The sequence below is a fragment of the Caproicibacter sp. BJN0012 genome, from assembly GCF_035986805.1.
GTDB lineage: Bacteria > Bacillota > Clostridia > Oscillospirales > Acutalibacteraceae > Caproicibacter.
On record NZ_CP142518.1, the window covers coordinates 1064608 to 1079777 of the forward strand.

Annotated in this window: 17 protein-coding genes; 6 read left to right on the forward strand and 11 right to left on the reverse strand. The window is 48.7% G+C overall.

Features of this window, described 5'->3' with window-relative positions:
• Window positions 1-36 precede the first annotated feature (36 nt).
• From VA597_RS05150 to VA597_RS05195, 10 genes are all read right to left on the reverse strand, one after another.
• On the reverse strand, window positions 37-261 hold the full coding sequence (locus VA597_RS05150) for a hypothetical protein (protein ID WP_326975428.1): 225 nt from the start codon (window positions 259-261) through the stop codon (window positions 37-39).
• 1 nt (window position 262) lies between these two features.
• Window positions 263-628 carry a DUF7768 domain-containing protein gene (locus VA597_RS05155; protein WP_326975429.1) on the reverse strand — a complete coding sequence of 122 codons (366 nt, stop codon included), beginning with the start codon at window positions 626-628 and terminating at the stop codon, window positions 263-265.
• A 57-nt stretch (window positions 629-685) separates the two neighbouring features.
• Entirely contained in the window at window positions 686-1567 is an 882-nt protein-coding gene (locus VA597_RS05160; protein ID WP_326975430.1) for a DUF6017 domain-containing protein, read from the reverse strand.
• A gap of 30 nt (window positions 1568-1597) precedes the next feature.
• Window positions 1598-3460 carry a DUF5057 domain-containing protein gene (locus VA597_RS05165; protein WP_326975431.1) on the reverse strand — a complete coding sequence of 621 codons (1863 nt, stop codon included), beginning with the start codon at window positions 3458-3460 and terminating at the stop codon, window positions 1598-1600.
• Window positions 3461-3526: 66 nt separating this feature from the next.
• Window positions 3527-4117: a hypothetical protein gene (locus VA597_RS05170; protein WP_326975432.1), complete on the reverse strand. Its 591-nt coding sequence runs from the start codon at window positions 4115-4117 to the stop codon at window positions 3527-3529.
• 48 nt (window positions 4118-4165) lie between these two features.
• On the reverse strand, window positions 4166-4753 hold the full coding sequence (locus tag VA597_RS05175) for a hypothetical protein (RefSeq protein WP_326975433.1): 588 nt from the start codon (window positions 4751-4753) through the stop codon (window positions 4166-4168).
• A 66-nt stretch (window positions 4754-4819) separates the two neighbouring features.
• Window positions 4820-5749, reverse strand: a complete 930-nt coding sequence (locus tag VA597_RS05180; RefSeq protein ID WP_326975434.1) for a ParB/RepB/Spo0J family partition protein — start codon at window positions 5747-5749, stop codon at window positions 4820-4822.
• Complete coding sequence (locus VA597_RS05185) at window positions 5706-6524, reverse strand: ParA family protein (RefSeq protein WP_326975435.1); 819 nt, start codon at window positions 6522-6524, stop codon at window positions 5706-5708. The genes VA597_RS05180 and VA597_RS05185 overlap by 44 nt, the downstream gene beginning before the upstream one ends.
• Window positions 6525-6649: 125 nt before the next feature.
• Window positions 6650-7627, reverse strand: a complete 978-nt coding sequence (locus VA597_RS05190; protein WP_326975436.1) for a recombinase family protein — start codon at window positions 7625-7627, stop codon at window positions 6650-6652.
• A complete protein-coding gene (locus VA597_RS05195; RefSeq protein ID WP_128741797.1) occupies window positions 7576-8229 on the reverse strand; it encodes a recombinase family protein in 654 nt (217 codons plus the stop codon). Before VA597_RS05195 ends, VA597_RS05190 begins: the two co-directional genes overlap by 52 nt.
• A gap of 369 nt (window positions 8230-8598) precedes the next feature.
• On the opposite strand from VA597_RS05195, the gene VA597_RS05200 reads away from it, so the two are divergent.
• The 6 genes from VA597_RS05200 (at window position 8599) to VA597_RS05225 (ending at window position 12671) form a co-directional block, all read left to right on the forward strand.
• Complete coding sequence (locus VA597_RS05200) at window positions 8599-8826, forward strand: DUF6550 family protein (protein WP_326975666.1); 228 nt, start codon at window positions 8599-8601, stop codon at window positions 8824-8826.
• A 78-nt stretch (window positions 8827-8904) separates the two neighbouring features.
• Complete coding sequence (locus VA597_RS05205) at window positions 8905-10659, forward strand: hypothetical protein (protein WP_128741799.1); 1755 nt, start codon at window positions 8905-8907, stop codon at window positions 10657-10659.
• Window positions 10660-10679: 20 nt separating this feature from the next.
• Window positions 10680-11522 (forward strand): sigma-70 family RNA polymerase sigma factor, encoded by an 843-nt coding sequence (locus VA597_RS05210; protein WP_164918963.1) that lies wholly within the window; start codon window positions 10680-10682, stop codon window positions 11520-11522.
• Window positions 11523-11533: 11 nt separating this feature from the next.
• Window positions 11534-11695, forward strand: a complete 162-nt coding sequence (locus tag VA597_RS05215; RefSeq protein WP_164918964.1) for a hypothetical protein — start codon at window positions 11534-11536, stop codon at window positions 11693-11695.
• A 69-nt stretch (window positions 11696-11764) separates the two neighbouring features.
• Window positions 11765-11932 (forward strand): hypothetical protein, encoded by a 168-nt coding sequence (locus tag VA597_RS05220; protein WP_164918965.1) that lies wholly within the window; start codon window positions 11765-11767, stop codon window positions 11930-11932.
• 277 nt (window positions 11933-12209) lie between these two features.
• A complete protein-coding gene (locus VA597_RS05225; RefSeq protein WP_128741801.1) occupies window positions 12210-12671 on the forward strand; it encodes a hypothetical protein in 462 nt (153 codons plus the stop codon).
• A 515-nt stretch (window positions 12672-13186) separates the two neighbouring features.
• On the opposite strand, the gene VA597_RS05230 is transcribed toward VA597_RS05225, so the two are convergent.
• Window positions 13187-14878: a retron Ec67 family RNA-directed DNA polymerase/endonuclease gene (locus VA597_RS05230; protein ID WP_128741802.1), complete on the reverse strand. Its 1692-nt coding sequence runs from the start codon at window positions 14876-14878 to the stop codon at window positions 13187-13189.
• Window positions 14879-15170 lie beyond the last annotated feature (292 nt).

The window sequence follows — 15170 nt, forward strand, 5'->3', positions numbered from 1 at the left end:
CAAAACACCTCCTGCCATGAGAAAACTCGCCATCCGTCACCGTTCATCATGGGAAGGCGGCTTTTTCTTTGCCGGGGCCAGGTTCCTGTCGGACCGGCTGTCCGGCCTTTTTTTCTCACCCTTTTTCAGGAACGGTGTGAGGACGGTTTCTTTGCTGTCCATGTACATTTCCTCGGTTTTCTGCTGCGCCTGCTGGAGCTTTGAGATGGCATCGGTCACGTCGTTGAACAGCGAGTGGTACATTTTCTGATAGTCCGGCACGTTATCTCCGCTCCTTTTCTGCGCCTTTTTCCCGGCCCTGTCCCTTGACGGTGAGGATGCCGTCCAGCGTAGTGGCGGTGATGTGCAGCCGTTCCGCCGTGGCGATGTCGTTTTTCACGGTTTCGTCCACGTTCCTGCCGCAGACCACCAACACATGGGCACGGCGCAGAAAGTTGCAGGCGATGTCAACGCCGTCCTTGTGCTCCTGCGGAATGGCGTCGTTGAGGAAAAGCGGCAGGAACAGGACCGGGCAGACGGGCGAAAAGCCCGCGTCATAGACCTTGCGGCAGTACCGCGCCGCGTCCTCGGTGTTTTCCATTTCATCCGCGCCCCACGGGGCGGTGATGTATGCGAGGGGTCGTTTCATGGTGAAATTACTCCTTTCCGGTTTTTGTTGGGTACAAAAACAGCCTGCGCGGGACGTTTACCGTCCGGGTGGGCCGTTTCCGTACATGTCGTGATTGACCAGCGCGGAGTAGTAGCTGCTGATGGTGGTCGGAGCCTGATACAGCGCGGTCAGAATGTAGTTTCGGATATTGCGGATATCGGTGGTGTTCTTGTCTAAACAGTCCAGCACGTATTCAATGTGGCTGTCGTCGAGCTTCAAAAGCCTGCTTTTTACCGTTTCGGCGGGCATATTCTCACCGGCGATCCGGATCTCCTTTTTCCGGCTGCACACGGTGTCGAGCATAATGCCCACGATTTCATCCAGACGCTCCGGGTCGCATCTCTGCCGCAGGACGTCGTAGGAAATATTCTCTTTGATGATTTCGCGGTAGGCGTCCGTCGCATCCATCGCATCAGCCGGGGCGTCGGCTTCCGGCTTTCGGTCTGCCGGATTGGATTGATAAGGATTTGCTCCATACGTATTTGATTTTTTAGGGATATTAGTTCCCTTAGTATTTAATTGCGCGGGATTTTCCGTATCCGGTTTTTCCATATCCGGGTTATCCAGATACGGCTTTTCCGTATCTGGTGAATCCGTATCCGGAAAAGGCGTACCCGGCGGTCTGCGCGGCTGCTCATAGATGGTGTATTCCGTGTCTGTGATGCGCCCATCTTTGCCGCGAAGCTGGCGGCGCTCCATATAGCCCGCGATCTCCAGCTCCTTGAGTGCCTTTCCGATGGCGTCTACTCCCTCGCGGCAGATGGAGGCAAGGCCCCGCGTGGTGTAATCCCAATCGTCCGGAAGGGAGAGCATCACGGACAGCAGCCCTTTCGCTTTCAGGGACAATGCCCTATTCTTCAGGTGATGGTTGCTCATGACCGTGTAATTCCGCGTCCGTTTCACACGAAAAACCGCCATTTGTATTACTCCCTTCCTCAAACGATTGGCTTAGTCGGTAATCGTGAAATCCAGCGCCAGCTCATGCGACACATTCGTTGTCTTCGCCCAGGCCAAACCGAATTTAGCGGTAAGCGCCAGATTCCCGGACGCTCCGTTCGCGCCGAGCGTCCCCAATGGAACTTCAGACGCAACATCACTTGCATAAACTGGTGCTTGTCTGTCAACCGCAGTCCAACCTGAATCGGCTGTTTGGCTGATTCCCACGCCGAGTGCCATTCCGCTTCCGGTTTGCGAGGCCGTCAGGCTGTTCCAGTCCGAATAGGACGTGGGGGCGGCGTCGCCGATGCCGGATGTTGCTTTCAGTTCCGCGACGGAAACTTGGACGGGAAAAGTGGAATGGTTTGTAATTAGAATATTCGGTGCGGTGAACGGCGTATTGCTGTTCGGATCAATCGCGTAATTGATGCTGACCGGATGCGTCACGGAGACGAGTTCGTCCGTATGGTAGTGGGTGACAGCCGAGATATTTCCGGCGTTGTCCACGGCGGCGATATGGATGTAAAAGCTGCTGCCGGACGGGCGGGAGAAAGTATAATTGTTCGCTGTGGTCGTAATGCTCCCTTCCGGGACGGTATCGGGATTGTTGTCCACTACGATGGAATAGCCCTTCATTCCGGTTTTCAAAGAAGTGGAAACAACCGGAGAATCGTATTTCGCGCCGTCGTTCTGGCCGGTGGCCTCTACATAGTATTGATAGCCGGTGGCGTTGTCCTGAGAAGAATAGTTGACGGTATACTGCGTCCGGTCGGAATTGTGTGTAACGCCGGAAATTGCCGGAGCATCCGGGGCATCCAAATCCTGTCCCTTGTGGTCGTTCCAGCTTGTGTCAGTCGTAATCTGTGCAAGGTAAAACAGAGTGTTGGCCGTAACGCGCTGCTCGTCCGGCGTGGCTTCCCCGTTGGAATGGCCGGTCTGAATCATAGCGCAGTTTGACCAACTGGTGAGATAAAACGTGTTTGTGCCTTGCCCGCCGGAGCCGGTTGCCGCCGTGCTGTTAGGGTATGTGTAGGGCTGCTGATAGGTCATCCACACGTCCCCGAAAGCAAGCTGATTGGAATGGGACATTGGGACGTTCAGAACCGTACCTACGTCCCCGATTTTCCACGGGTAATTGGTGAGCAGGCCCTTCTTGGACACCTTAATCTGTGAGCTGCCGAGCACCGTATAGTGCGGAATGGTCTGGATATCGCAGTAATGGGCCAAATTGAAAAAATTCGGCATAGAGATCGTATCATTGTCTACCATGGTGTCATGCCCAAACAGGACGCCGCGCCCGGTCTTGATAAAGGCGTCGGTCTTGCTTTCTGCCGCAACGGATAAATCCTGACTTGCGAAAGCATCCCACGCGCCGAAATACAGCACGTCGTATTTGTAACTGCCATTCGTGTTTTTCAGGTAAGCGTCCGGGTTGGCGTTGAAATCGGCAATCGACACGGTGTCCACGGATATGAGGCCTTTGCCGTACCCCTTGGGATCGTATTCGTTCGGCGTTTCCATCCACATTTTGAGCGACGCCGATTTCGGCAGGGTGTAACTCTTGCCTTGCCACGTCGTAAAGGAAACGGTCGGATCGACAACGGGATAGATGTTCAAAACCTTCGCGCTGTCTTTGGCGGGAATGCTCTGAAAATTCGATTCATGCGCGGACTTGGAATAGAGCATATAGCTGTACGGTTGGCTTTTATCGCTATTTGTCCAGTTCAGCGCAACATAGTTCCCGGACGGGTTCGGCGTCGCGGTCAGTGTCAAAACCGACGCGGCGGAGGCCGTGGCGCTGGGAGAAAAACCGGACAATAGAAAACTGGCGGCAAGCAGGGGTACAAGAAAAAGCCGCCTGAATGATTGCCTCAAATAGAAACCCTCCTTTCGGCGTGGAAGATTGGCCGGGAAAATCCCGGCCAATTCCCACTTATGCCTTTACGCGAGCTGGAACTGGAAAACAAGCTGATGATTGGCCGTGTACGCCCCATCAAACGCGAGACCGTAGTCAGCCGTCAGGGATAGCGCGCCGGAAGTGTTCGGATTCAGCATCCCGACCTGCAACGGCGAATCGTTCACCGCCCAGTGGGTGGAAGTGCTATAGCCGCTGTTCCAGCCGGAATCGCCCTTCGCCGTAATGCCGAGCGCGATATACTTTTTGGAATCCGCGAGGTTGAGCGAACGCCACGCTTTCGCGGACGGGTCGACGTCGGTGAAGGTAAGCGTCCCGTCCGAAGCGGCTTTCAGGGATTCCACTGTGGCGATTACCGCAACCTTGGTGTTGTTGGTCACCGTGATGTCGGGCGCGGTAAAGGTTTCAGCGTCCGGGCTGATGGCGTAGGCTACATTGATCGGGTGGGTGACGGAAATGGTCAGCGGCGAGATGGAGCCGTTGATCGTCACGTTTCCCGTGACGCTGCCCGTGCCGGTGTCGGTTTTGTCGGCGGCGAACGCCGGGACTGCCGCCGTCACGCCGAGCACGGCAAAAGTGATAATGCCCGCGAGAACCTTTCTGAGTTTGCTTTTCATTGAGAAACCCCCTTATGAATTTTTATATCAACCGGACCATCCGGCTGATTACGAAACGGAGAGATGAATTTTGTAGTCGGCCATCCCGAGGTAAGCCTTGGTGTCCTTGTTGTAATACCGGATGGTCGCCGTGACGCTGTAATTCCCGGATGAAACCTGACGGGAAAGCGTGAGGCCGTCGATGTGCTGCCCCGGATAGATCGGCGCGGATTTCGCCACGGTTTCGCCGTTCAACACGATTTCACACTGCATAATGACAGTGTTGGAAGCCGGATTCTCCACTTCCCATGTTCCGGTACTGCCTTTGGCCCCGTTGGGAAAGGACGCCTGCGCGCTTACCCTGTCGGTGACGGTGACTTCCTGCTTTTGAAGCCGGGACAGGATTTCCTGCCGTGACGGGGTACTGCTGCTCCCCGGCTCCGCGCTCCCGGTATCGTCCAGAGACGGAACGGACGACGAGGGGACGGAACTGGAAGGCGGCGGGTTCGGACATGGGCGCTGATTTCCGCAGCTTCGCAGCAAGAGCAGCAGGAGAAGCAGCAACAGCAAAAGAATCGCAAGAATGTACGGCCATTTGTGTTTTCGCTTTTCATCCTCCTTCCCGCGCCTGCTTTGGTTGATTTTTTCAGTTGTCATGCGGTTGCCTCCTTCATTCAGACATGAAAAAAGGCGTCCCTTTCGGAACGCCTGAAACGACGGTTATTACCTTTCCTGATCCCGCTGCCGCTTTTTCTGCCATCCGTCCAGCAGCCGGATGATGACCTGCTCCATCTGCTGCGGGGTATACGATTTTGGGAAATATTTTTGGAGCTTATCCGCTTTGATGGTCAGGTCATTTTTCTCCGGCTTCTTTTCCTCCGACATGATCGCCAGCATACTGTCCTCGTTCAGATGCCCCTCCTGACTAAAATTTTTTAGCCGTTGGGCCTGTGAGAGCGAGGGGGTGGCCTGTTCGCTTTCGATGGTGTCGAGCAAAAGCGTCTGTTCCTCCGGTTTCAGGTACGACAGCTCCACGGCGGGTGTCATGGCGATCTTTTTATCGTCCACCATTTGCTGAAGCTGCGGCGTCAGCTCATTCAGCCGGATAAACCGCTGCACCTGTCTGCCACTTTCACCAGCTTCTTTTCCTACAATCGCAGCACTTTCTAAATTCCCGACAACTTGTCGGGAATTTTCTTTGGACGGTCGTCCAGCCTGACGCCGTATGGCATCCAGCTTCATTTTGTATGCCTTGGCCCGTTCGCTCGGCAGGATATTTTCACGCTGGATGTTGCTGTCAACCATGATAATGGTCGCGGCGTCATCATCCAGATCGCGGACAATCACCGGCATGGTGGGAAGCCCCGCCAGCTCACAGGCATGTTTGCGCCGGTGGCCGGAAATAAGCTCATAGCCGCCGTCCGCGCGGGAACGGACGATGGCGGGAACCAATACGCCGTATTCCTTGATACTTTCCACGGTTTCTTTCATGGAATCATCGTCCCGCACCTGAAACGGATGGTCGGGGAACGGGTGCAGCTCCGAAAGCGGCATATCCGTGACCTTTTCCCGCTTGGCGTCCTCGCGGGTTTCCTCCGTGGAGAAAATATCATCGTAACTGTTCAGACTTATGTTTTTGGCGCTGCTTTTCAATCTTTAACACCTCCTTCGTCAGCTCTCGGTACGCTTCGGCAACCTTACCCTTCGGATCGTGCGCAAAAATGCTCCTGCCCTCCGCGCTGATTTCGGCGGCTCGGACGGAATGGGGAATCTCCACATCGAACACTTTCAGCTTTGAGCCGTAGGTGTCCCGTAGTAGGGCGCTGATTTCTTTGGCGTAGTTAGTGCGGCTGTCCACCATCGTCAGCAGAATGCCGTCAATTTTGAGCTTCGGATTGATCTGCCGTCGCACCTTGTTGATTGTCTGCAAAAGCTGTTCGAGACCCTTGGCCGGAAGGTACTGCGCTTGAACGGGAATAAGCACGCTGTCGGCTGCGGCCAGCGCATTGACGGTGAGCATCCCCAGCGAGGGCATACAGTCCAGAAGCACATAGTCGTATTGGCGTTTCACGCCGTCCAGATACTGCTTCAGGATTTTTTCACGGCTCATGGCGTTGACAAGCGAAACCTCCATACCGGAAAGTTCGATGTTGGCTGGCATAAGATCGACACCCTCTTTGTGATGCAAAAGGCCCTCGCCGGAGGCGATGGTTTCCTCATTCAGCACCTTACCCATTACCGTCGCCAGCGTCACGGGCAGTTGATCGGGCTGGGGGTTCCCCAAACTGATGGTGAGGGAACCCTGCGGGTCGCTGTCCACCAGAAGCACCTTTTTTCCTTCCTGCGCCAGCCCGATTCCGAGATTGGCGCAGGTCGTGGTCTTGCCGACGCCGCCTTTCTGGTTGGCGACAGCAATTACATTGGTCATGTGATTTTTCACCTCCTGGAACAGAAAAAGGACGCTCCCTTTCACGGAACGCCCTTAAAATATGATGAAGTTATTCAATTTTTAGGGGTAAATACTGCTTCTTAACTGTCCGTAAACCCTTGATATTACTGACTTTTTTGAATAAATGCCGTAAGAACACTCGCACCAACTGTGATTAAACCATCGGAATTTGTTCCGGTGGTTTTTTCCTTTTCCGTGAACTTTCCTACAAGAGAGGGAAGCGCCCCGGACAGGTCCGCCGTGGAGTGGATTTTAATTGCATCGTCGAAAACGTCGATTGAAACAATGTATTTTCGTATCAATTCGCGGATACAGGACGGATTATGTTGCAGAGCGGTCACGTCGTGGGAAAGCTCATTAATTAGGTATTCGCGCGAGAGCGTCGGTTTCGGCTGAAGCTCTTTTATTTTTTGCTTAAGCACTATCTTGTTCCCCTCAAGGTCGGTGAGCCGAGATTGCACAGCGGGACTATTCAGGCCACCTGCCAAGGCATCAATCAGATTGTTTATTTGCGCATCGAGCGTCGAGAGTTCCTTTTTTAGGTTGGAAAGCTCGGAACGGCTATTCTTTCCGCTGCCGGCTGCAAGTATCGCATCGGCTGTTGCCTCAATCATGGAACCGTCGAGGACGGAGCGACGTAGCAGAGCGACGACGAGCGGCTCGATTTCGTTGGCCGCAAGGTTTTTAGCCTTGCAGGTTCTTTTCCGATATTTGTCCCCGCAGGCGTAAAATTTATATTCATACCCTTTTTTGTTTTGCGTGGTGACACCGACAAAGGCCGCGCCGCAGTACCCGCAGCGTAGCAGTCCACTTAGAAGATAGTCCCGATGTCTACGGCTTTTATTGAGCATGTTATGCTTGTTTGCCTCCATACGCTTTTGCACCCTTTCCCATGTTACCGCGTCAATGAGTGGCGGAATTGCGTTTTCGATGGTGACGGCGCGCTCGCTGGGGCCGCCGCCCGCCCATTCAGACATGTATTTGACTTTGCGCTTGCACCAAGTGTATTTCCCGGTGTACCGTTCATTTTTCAAGATTTCATGCAGCGAGTTTTTGCCGAGGGGCTTCCCCGCTTCCCGCATAGTCCTACGGGCAGAGCGGCAATTATCTCGGCATAGCTGCGGCCAGAAGCATACATGGTAAAGATTTTCCGCACATACTCGGACTCCTGCGGGTCAATCAGGGATTGGCCGTCTTCGATATGATATCCTAGAGGGGCATAACCGCCGAGGAACTTTCCCTGTTTTGCCAGAAAATCTATTTTATCCATAGATTTCAACCTCGACGTAAGAACATGAGTCTGCCCCATGCCAACGGTGACAAGCTCGGTCAGAAAGTCGGTCGGGTTGTCTAGGTCGCCAAGCCGGTCCATTACGGAATGAACCTCAATGCCGAGAATCTTCATATCCTTGCGAAATTTAAACCAGTCCACGACATCGCGGCTGCCACGCGTCAGATCGTACAGGACGACACAATCGAATTCGTGATTTTCGGCGGCATGTAGAAGGTCATGAAAGCCTTTCCTTCGCCGGGTACGAATCCCGGTCATTGCCTCGTCCTCGTACATTTGGTAGGGTGACAGGTCAAGCTTCTGTGCCTCACAGTATTGCCGAATCATTGCAAACTGGACCTCTATGCTACATTGCCGATCTGTTGAATATCTGGCGTATGCCGCAGCATTCATAATATATACCTTCTATCCGCTGCCCGCTTTGCGTTTACCACGCAGGGCGGGATTTTTTATTCTTCATGGTTTATCTTGACAGAGGTAAGCCAAAGAGTATAAAGGTACTTTTCATCAAACCATTGCTTATACTTTAGGCTTACTTTTTACTATATCGCAAGAGTCGTTTTCAGAAAGGCTTAAAAGATCATCAGATATAGCCATATCATCTTGAATGGGGCGACATTCAGGGACGCACAAAAGCCTATCCACTGCCTTCTTAACTTGTTCAGGCTGCGATTTATAGGCGGATAATACGGACTTGTCCCTTCTTCTGGGGCCTCGGCCAGCGAACCGCTGACCACTGTTTCTAAGCCGACGTCCGCACCGCTGAAACCGACGCCGCCCGCAAGCTCGGCGTTGACGGATAAAAGCAAAAAGCCAACCTATTCCAGCAAGCCGACCGTCTCAAAAAGCAGCGCTTCAAGATCCGGAGGAAAGGCTGGAGAGATCTACGTTCCCGGTTTTGGATGGCAGAAGCCGACAGGCGGACAAGGAACAACCGTAGGAAATCCTGGGGATCAATTAACTGGAGATAAAGTCGGCACTATGGATTGATTTGATTGAGATAACAGAATATTTATAACACAGTTTGCTTTTTGGCAAACTGTGTTTTTTTGTGTCAGGAGGACAGATATGAAACGATTTCTTGCAATCACTCTTTTTGTTTTCATACTTGCATTTAGCGCGAATATTACCGCTTATGCCGGCGACGGCGAAGGAAACATGAGCGGCGGCGGGGGCGGAATGGGCGGCGGAACCGCCGAGAATGTTTGGCACAATGGCGATGATGGCGTCCGCGTTACGGTGATCCGGACCAGCGACAATAAGCCGGTAACGACACCGATTGATTTGACAAACAAAAAGGAAAATGATATCGTTGCACATTTTGGTAAAGTATGTAAACTGCAATATAAGAACGGGGCTTCCCTGACCTCTTCGCAGTCTAAATACACGTATAAAAATCCAGCACAGTCCCTCCCAACGATCATTACAGGCAACAGCAGCAACAATATTGCAGCGATTAAAAGCTATTTCACTGACAAGTTGATTGTCCAATATATTGCAACATTGACGGGGATTGCTTACGACAAGCTGACTGACGGCACCTACAAGCTCCTTTTGGAACCTCTCGCCTATTTCACGTTTGAGGGCTTCAAAATGGCCATGACAGCCACGGAAGCCGCAAAGTACGACCAAATGTTGAGCGGAGGACTTCGGAGCAAGATGGTTTCCCTCTCGCATCAAAATCTGCCGCTTTCCATGTTCCTGCAAACGGCGGATATGGGATATCCTGCTTTCCCCGGCAAGGGTGAATCAACTAGCAAGCCGCAGTCTGACACCACCATCATTAATAAGCTGGGCCTCGGCATCGTCAAATTTAAGGATGACGGCGGCTCTGAACCAACGCCCCCGTCCAGTTCCACGGCAACCTACCGAGCCAACACGGACGTGATTACCGCCGTTACGCTCAGCACGGACGATGAAATTGATCCGGATCATACGGCTAAGGTTACATTCCATATCAGCGGCGGCAGTTTTACCATGTCCAGCATTGTCATTCCGGAGGGAGAAAGTCAACTGGTGTGGTGCAAGTGGAAAACGCCGTCCACACCGCAGACGATCAACATTTCCGTGTCGGCCTCGAAAGGTTCTCTCGACGTTAACAGCATTAAGGCCAACATTGTCTCTGTTGACGGCCACGAGCCGCCCGATCCGACCGCCAGTGACCGCAACGACAGCTTTACCACACCGACCGTTCCTTCCCCCACGGTTACGACGTCCAACAGCTGGGGCGTGTGGTCCGGTTACTGGGTTCCCAATTGGGTATGGCATGAAGATTGGCATTGGGTATCCGATTCCAGTTCACCGACCGGAGGCCACTGGAAAGACAAGGGCAAATGGGTGGATGAGGGTTCCTGGCATTATGACTTTACGTCTTATCACGCAAAGCTCTCGGCCAACATGTCGCTGATGCCCAGCTCACACGATTGGAGCGCCAAAGGGAAAGAAATGAAATCCGGGTATGGAATAACCGTCAGCGTCAACGGTGTCAACGGTTCCAACGCGCCCCTGTCCCATGTCACCGCGCCGCAAACCGGCCTGACCTACTTCCCAGAATTTGATTATAAGACGTACTGGCGCCATCTGGACTGCACAGCTTCCGGTACATCGGCGGCATTGGAATTTGCTAAAAATAAATACTCGACCTATGAAGATCGGGTACAGTTTACACCGCTCTGGTTCCCTGATGGGACGTACACCGTATACACGTATCTGGAAGACGCATGGACCCCGGCAGGAATGCTTTCCGAGAACCTCACGGACTATGTAAAGATCAAAGGAAACGTTTATCAGGACTGGCATATTGGTCCGCAGATGGTGGATTGAACAGGAAGGAGAGAAAAATAATGGTAGAGAAAACGGGCGATTTGATGACTTTCGGGGAACGCGTAGTTTATGCCAGAAATAAAAAAGGACTAAACCAGAAACAGCTTGCGAAATTAATCGGTGTGAGAAGTACCAGATTATGCAGTTGGGAAAAGGGAAGACGAGACCCTACTGCATCCATGATTCAGAAGATAGCAAAAGCTTTGGAAGTATCGGAAGACTGGTTAATGGGGAATGACGATCATTTCAGCATGAAAAATTTAGCTGAAAGTCCGCAATACGGTAGTCTTACCAATGAACAGCAGCAACTCGTAATTGAAAATGAAAAGGTAATTGGCGCTGCGTTCAAATTTGTTGCTCACACATTTTATACATATAAATCACATCTGAAATACGATGACATCTATGGCGATGCCGCGATTGGCCTGTGCAGGGCTGCAAAAATTTACGGTGCAAACGGTGACCACTCATCCTCGTTTTTTTCGTTTGCTTTTAATTTCGTCGAGAGTGCCATATTAAATTCTTGCAGAAAGGCAACGGCAGATTCAAACCGTACCATAAGCTTAAATAAAATAGTTTGTGGAGATGAGGACGGGAATGATGCGGAACTTGGCTCACGAATCCCGGCACCTGATGAATGGGATCCACTCGAATATAAAGTCTTAGTTGAATCCGTTTGTCAAAAAGTTGAACCCGTTTTATCAACTAAGGAAAAGGAGTCATTTAGACTTTGGTTACATGGAATGAGCAGTGATGAAATTGCAAAAACAATAGGAGTTTCAACATTTGCAGTAAGGGATAGGACGGCAAAAGCAAGAAGAAAATGCAGAGCTTGTTTTGATCCCGAAGAAATGTTCGCGTAGGAGATGATCACTTGATGATTTTTGAAGATGAACCGGAGCTTACAATGATCTTCGCCCTCATGACCAAACAGGAGAAAGTCGAATTTCTTGAGAAAGCAATACGCGACACAATGAATCCTGATTCAGAAAAAATGTTTCAGTATCTCCTAAGGGAGGTGAAAAAGAACGGGTGACAGGGACCGTGTTGTTTTTTCTCTGCTTTACGCGCTTCCAGCCAGGATTAAAACACGAGGTGAAATGATATGAAAATAATCGTCGTGAAACTGGAATTCAATCCGGAAAAGTATGCAGTCGTGCAGCAGATCATGAAGCCCCCGCGGTGTCAGAAAAGGGAAACGGGTGATGTTCCAGATGCGGAGGACAGCATGATCCTGAACCGATTCCAAGGCGTTGGGAGCGCCTTTATTTAGATAAAGCAGCGTTCTAATTCAGAATCATAATCCGTTCAAAATGCCCGGTTTTCTTTTTGCAGGATAAAGGAGTACACGCACGAGGCGTGTACTCCGGTCCACAAAGCCCCGCAGTGCGGGGCTTTACCCTAATAATATCGTACATGCAAATTTTGACCTTTGCATGTACTTCTTCAATCAAAATGAACCAATATCTCAAAATAACCCCGTTGTGATCGTAAAATACAGTACATGCATATGTACAGGTACGCTAATTTAATGAAAAGGATGATGTTCCGTGAAAAAGTCAGCCAACAAGACACTTCTCAAGGATAAGACGGTCAGCGAAAATGAAAAATTAAAACTCTCTCTTTACATAGAGAAAGAAGCAATAATCAAAGCCGACACTCTGATAGAACTGACGAACAGCATTTCCCGCAACGACGTCATAGAAAAAGCCGTTGATTTTTATTTCGGCCATATCACGTCGCAGCTCAGTCAGGATTATCTTTGCTCTGTGTTCGGCCAGAAGATGGAAGGGCTTGTCGGCGGTTTGGGAACGCGAGTTGCGCGCGGCAACTTCCGGTATGCCGTCGAGATGGATATTTTATCAAAAATGGTTGCGTCAGTTCTTCATCTCACCGGCGATCAATACAGTAAGCTCCGCAAGAAATCCATCGACGAAGTAAAGCGCACGAATGGAACCGTCGATATTATGAGATCCATGAGTGAAAATGAATTAGACAGCACTCCAGAATAATATTCAGCAACTATTAATCAAATTCGCAAACGCTTGCGAATTTGAAATCTGAGGTTTGCCCATAGATGTCTACAAAACCCGTAACGTCAAATTTATGGACAACCAGTGAAGTTACACTCCAACAGATAAAATGCCGCAGACGGAAGCGCAGACATAATAAAATGCCCCATGCAAACATGAAAACGGCTTGCATGGGGTATCTTTATTTTTGAGCCTTTGCTCCAAAATATCCGTAACAGCAAAACATCACCTTGAACTCAATTATTTTGAGAAATGCAAAAAATTATATTGCATTTATTGTTAAAACGTTTATAATAAAAATATCCATTAGGGATATTTCTCAATGGGGTATTAGCTCAGTTGGTAGAGCAGCCGCCTTATAAGCGGAAAGTCGCGGGTTCGAATCCCGCATGCTAAAATCTAGAAAGTATTATAATACTTTCTAAAAATAGTAGTAAAAAGCAGCGTTACATAAATTAACGCTGCTTTTTGTTTTCGGAAATATCACCTAAATTTTAATCCTGAGGTGCTTCTTCCGACTTTACTATCATACTTAAAGTATTCAATAGCTCTTCAAATCTGCTAAAATCAATTTTTTCATAATTAGCAGCAATATATGTCGAAAAGATCTCTTTGCCATAATATTTCTTTTTATCATAGTTATCTTTCCTGGTAAAAGTTCTCCCGTCCACTTTGTGCTTCAGCACTTCATCAGGAAATAAGTCTTCAATTTCGCATTCTAGCTTATCCGAGACTAAAGGAGTAGTCGCTAGAAATAGTTTGCTCTCCGGAATGAGTCTTATATGTAAATTCTGCTCAAGCTGTTTCTTATCTTCATCATTTATCTTATTCTCGCAAAGAAACTTCTTGAGCGGTCGCGAACTTTCTGTTTCATTGTCAAATAGCAGTATAACTGGTTTTCGTGGACTACATTTGCAAAGCTTTCGAAAACGCGTCAAATAATCAGGCGCATCATTTTTCGACGTGAAAAAGTGATACAGATTCTTCATTGTGTCTGCTCCATCCAAACCAATACCGAAAAAGTATCTCCACCTTTCGGATCTTTTAAAGAATGATATTTTGAATACATATTTTCCTTTAGAATCTTTTTCAATTAAGTTTGGATATTTGGCATGAAGATTCTTTAATGCAGACTTCAGATAGCAAATATCAGTTTTCCCCTCTGTTACAATAAGTGGTCGATCGTTTGCAAAGAAATATTTATAATAAAGAAAAGCCTGATACTCTTTTTCTCTCCCATTTAAAGTATGAGGGTTGTGTGTCCCTCCATCGAGCTTGTTATTATAATGAACTAACTGATCAATAAATGAAAATCTTCCCTCAAGTTGTTGCATTGTGGCTGATTGCTTGTTTATTTCAAATTCTCCTTGCGTATAGAGCCGATGTGCCATGGCCTTGGTTTCCTTATAGTAGTTCCTATCAACGCTTATTTTTTTGTTTACAATTAGGCCTGTTACTTCTTGCTTAGAATCTCTGAATATCAATCTTGTTTTCTTATGGTTAATGGTAAAACCTGCTTTTCTTATCTCCAAGGCTACCTCGGTAAGGAATTTTTCATGATTGTCCATAAAAAAGCGATTATTGGTTGAAAACGTTAAATCATCTGCGTATCGAGTATAGTCTAGCTTGTATTTTTTGGCAATCTTTAAAAGCCGAGTATCGAGAATTTGACAAATAAGATTTGTAATTATTGGAGAACTTGGGGCTCCCTGCGGCAGAACCCCCTTATAACATGCTATCTGCGCAATGGCAACCGCTGCTTTGTGTGGTAACATAAAATTGTAGTTTTTTTCAAAGAATCCTTGTACTCGCCCAAAATGAAACGTATTGAAAAAGTTCTCTAAATCAAGATTTAAAATAAATCGTTTGTTTCTATGTATTCTTGCATTTGTTATGATACTTTTACCTTTTTCAAACGCATGCGATATGTTTGGGTGGATTTTTCTATCCGCCCAAATACTTTTTTGATATTCCCATAACGCTTCTGCTAACTTGCTTTGAATACTTTTCAGACTACCGGAAGGAGCACATATTTCTCTTGTGCCTCCGCTCTTTTTCGGTATTTCAAATGTTTTATAATCATTCTCTGGTTTTTCAATATATAACAAATGAGTCAGCTTGCTTCTTGGAATTTTTAAAAAGTCTGCTAATTCATTTCTCGTTTGAATATCACAAAATTTCTCCATACTTATTCTCCATATAAAAAGCGTGTGGCAACTCATTATGCGGGATGATGCATGATGTACAGCGATACTATCAGCGTACAACATGTAGAAATAGAGTGATAAGCAAACGTGCCTACCATTTTTATCAACGCTTGCGAGACACAAGCACAAAATCTTGCCACACGCTAATTATATTGTAAAACGTATTTTTACAAATTTCAACATTAATTTCTATTAGTGATTCCAACGACCTCTGCAACCGCAGAAAGCGGCTTGTAAGCTAAATTTCAAGTTGCTTTCCTTTGTTCAATAA

Bases quoted from the DNA above. Each gene is read 5' to 3' on its own strand.
- VA597_RS05195 (WP_128741797.1), bottom strand. From the start codon at position 8,229: ATGAATGCTGCGGCATACGCCAGATATTCAACAGATCGGCAATGTAGC.
- VA597_RS05170 (WP_326975432.1), bottom strand. From the start codon at position 4,117: ATGAAAAGCAAACTCAGAAAGGTTCTCGCGGGCATTATCACTTTTGCC.
- VA597_RS05220 (WP_164918965.1), top strand. From the start codon at position 11,765: ATGAAAATAATCGTCGTGAAACTGGAATTCAATCCGGAAAAGTATGCA.
- VA597_RS05185 (WP_326975435.1), bottom strand. From the start codon at position 6,524: ATGACCAATGTAATTGCTGTCGCCAACCAGAAAGGCGGCGTCGGCAAG.
- VA597_RS05155 (WP_326975429.1), bottom strand. From the start codon at position 628: ATGAAACGACCCCTCGCATACATCACCGCCCCGTGGGGCGCGGATGAA.
- VA597_RS05175 (WP_326975433.1), bottom strand. From the start codon at position 4,753: ATGACAACTGAAAAAATCAACCAAAGCAGGCGCGGGAAGGAGGATGAA.
- VA597_RS05160 (WP_326975430.1), bottom strand. From the start codon at position 1,567: ATGGCGGTTTTTCGTGTGAAACGGACGCGGAATTACACGGTCATGAGC.
- VA597_RS05230 (WP_128741802.1), bottom strand. From the start codon at position 14,878: ATGGAGAAATTTTGTGATATTCAAACGAGAAATGAATTAGCAGACTTT.
- VA597_RS05205 (WP_128741799.1), top strand. From the start codon at position 8,905: ATGAAACGATTTCTTGCAATCACTCTTTTTGTTTTCATACTTGCATTT.
- VA597_RS05190 (WP_326975436.1), bottom strand. From the start codon at position 7,627: ATGCGGGAAGCGGGGAAGCCCCTCGGCAAAAACTCGCTGCATGAAATC.
- VA597_RS05210 (WP_164918963.1), top strand. From the start codon at position 10,680: ATGGTAGAGAAAACGGGCGATTTGATGACTTTCGGGGAACGCGTAGTT.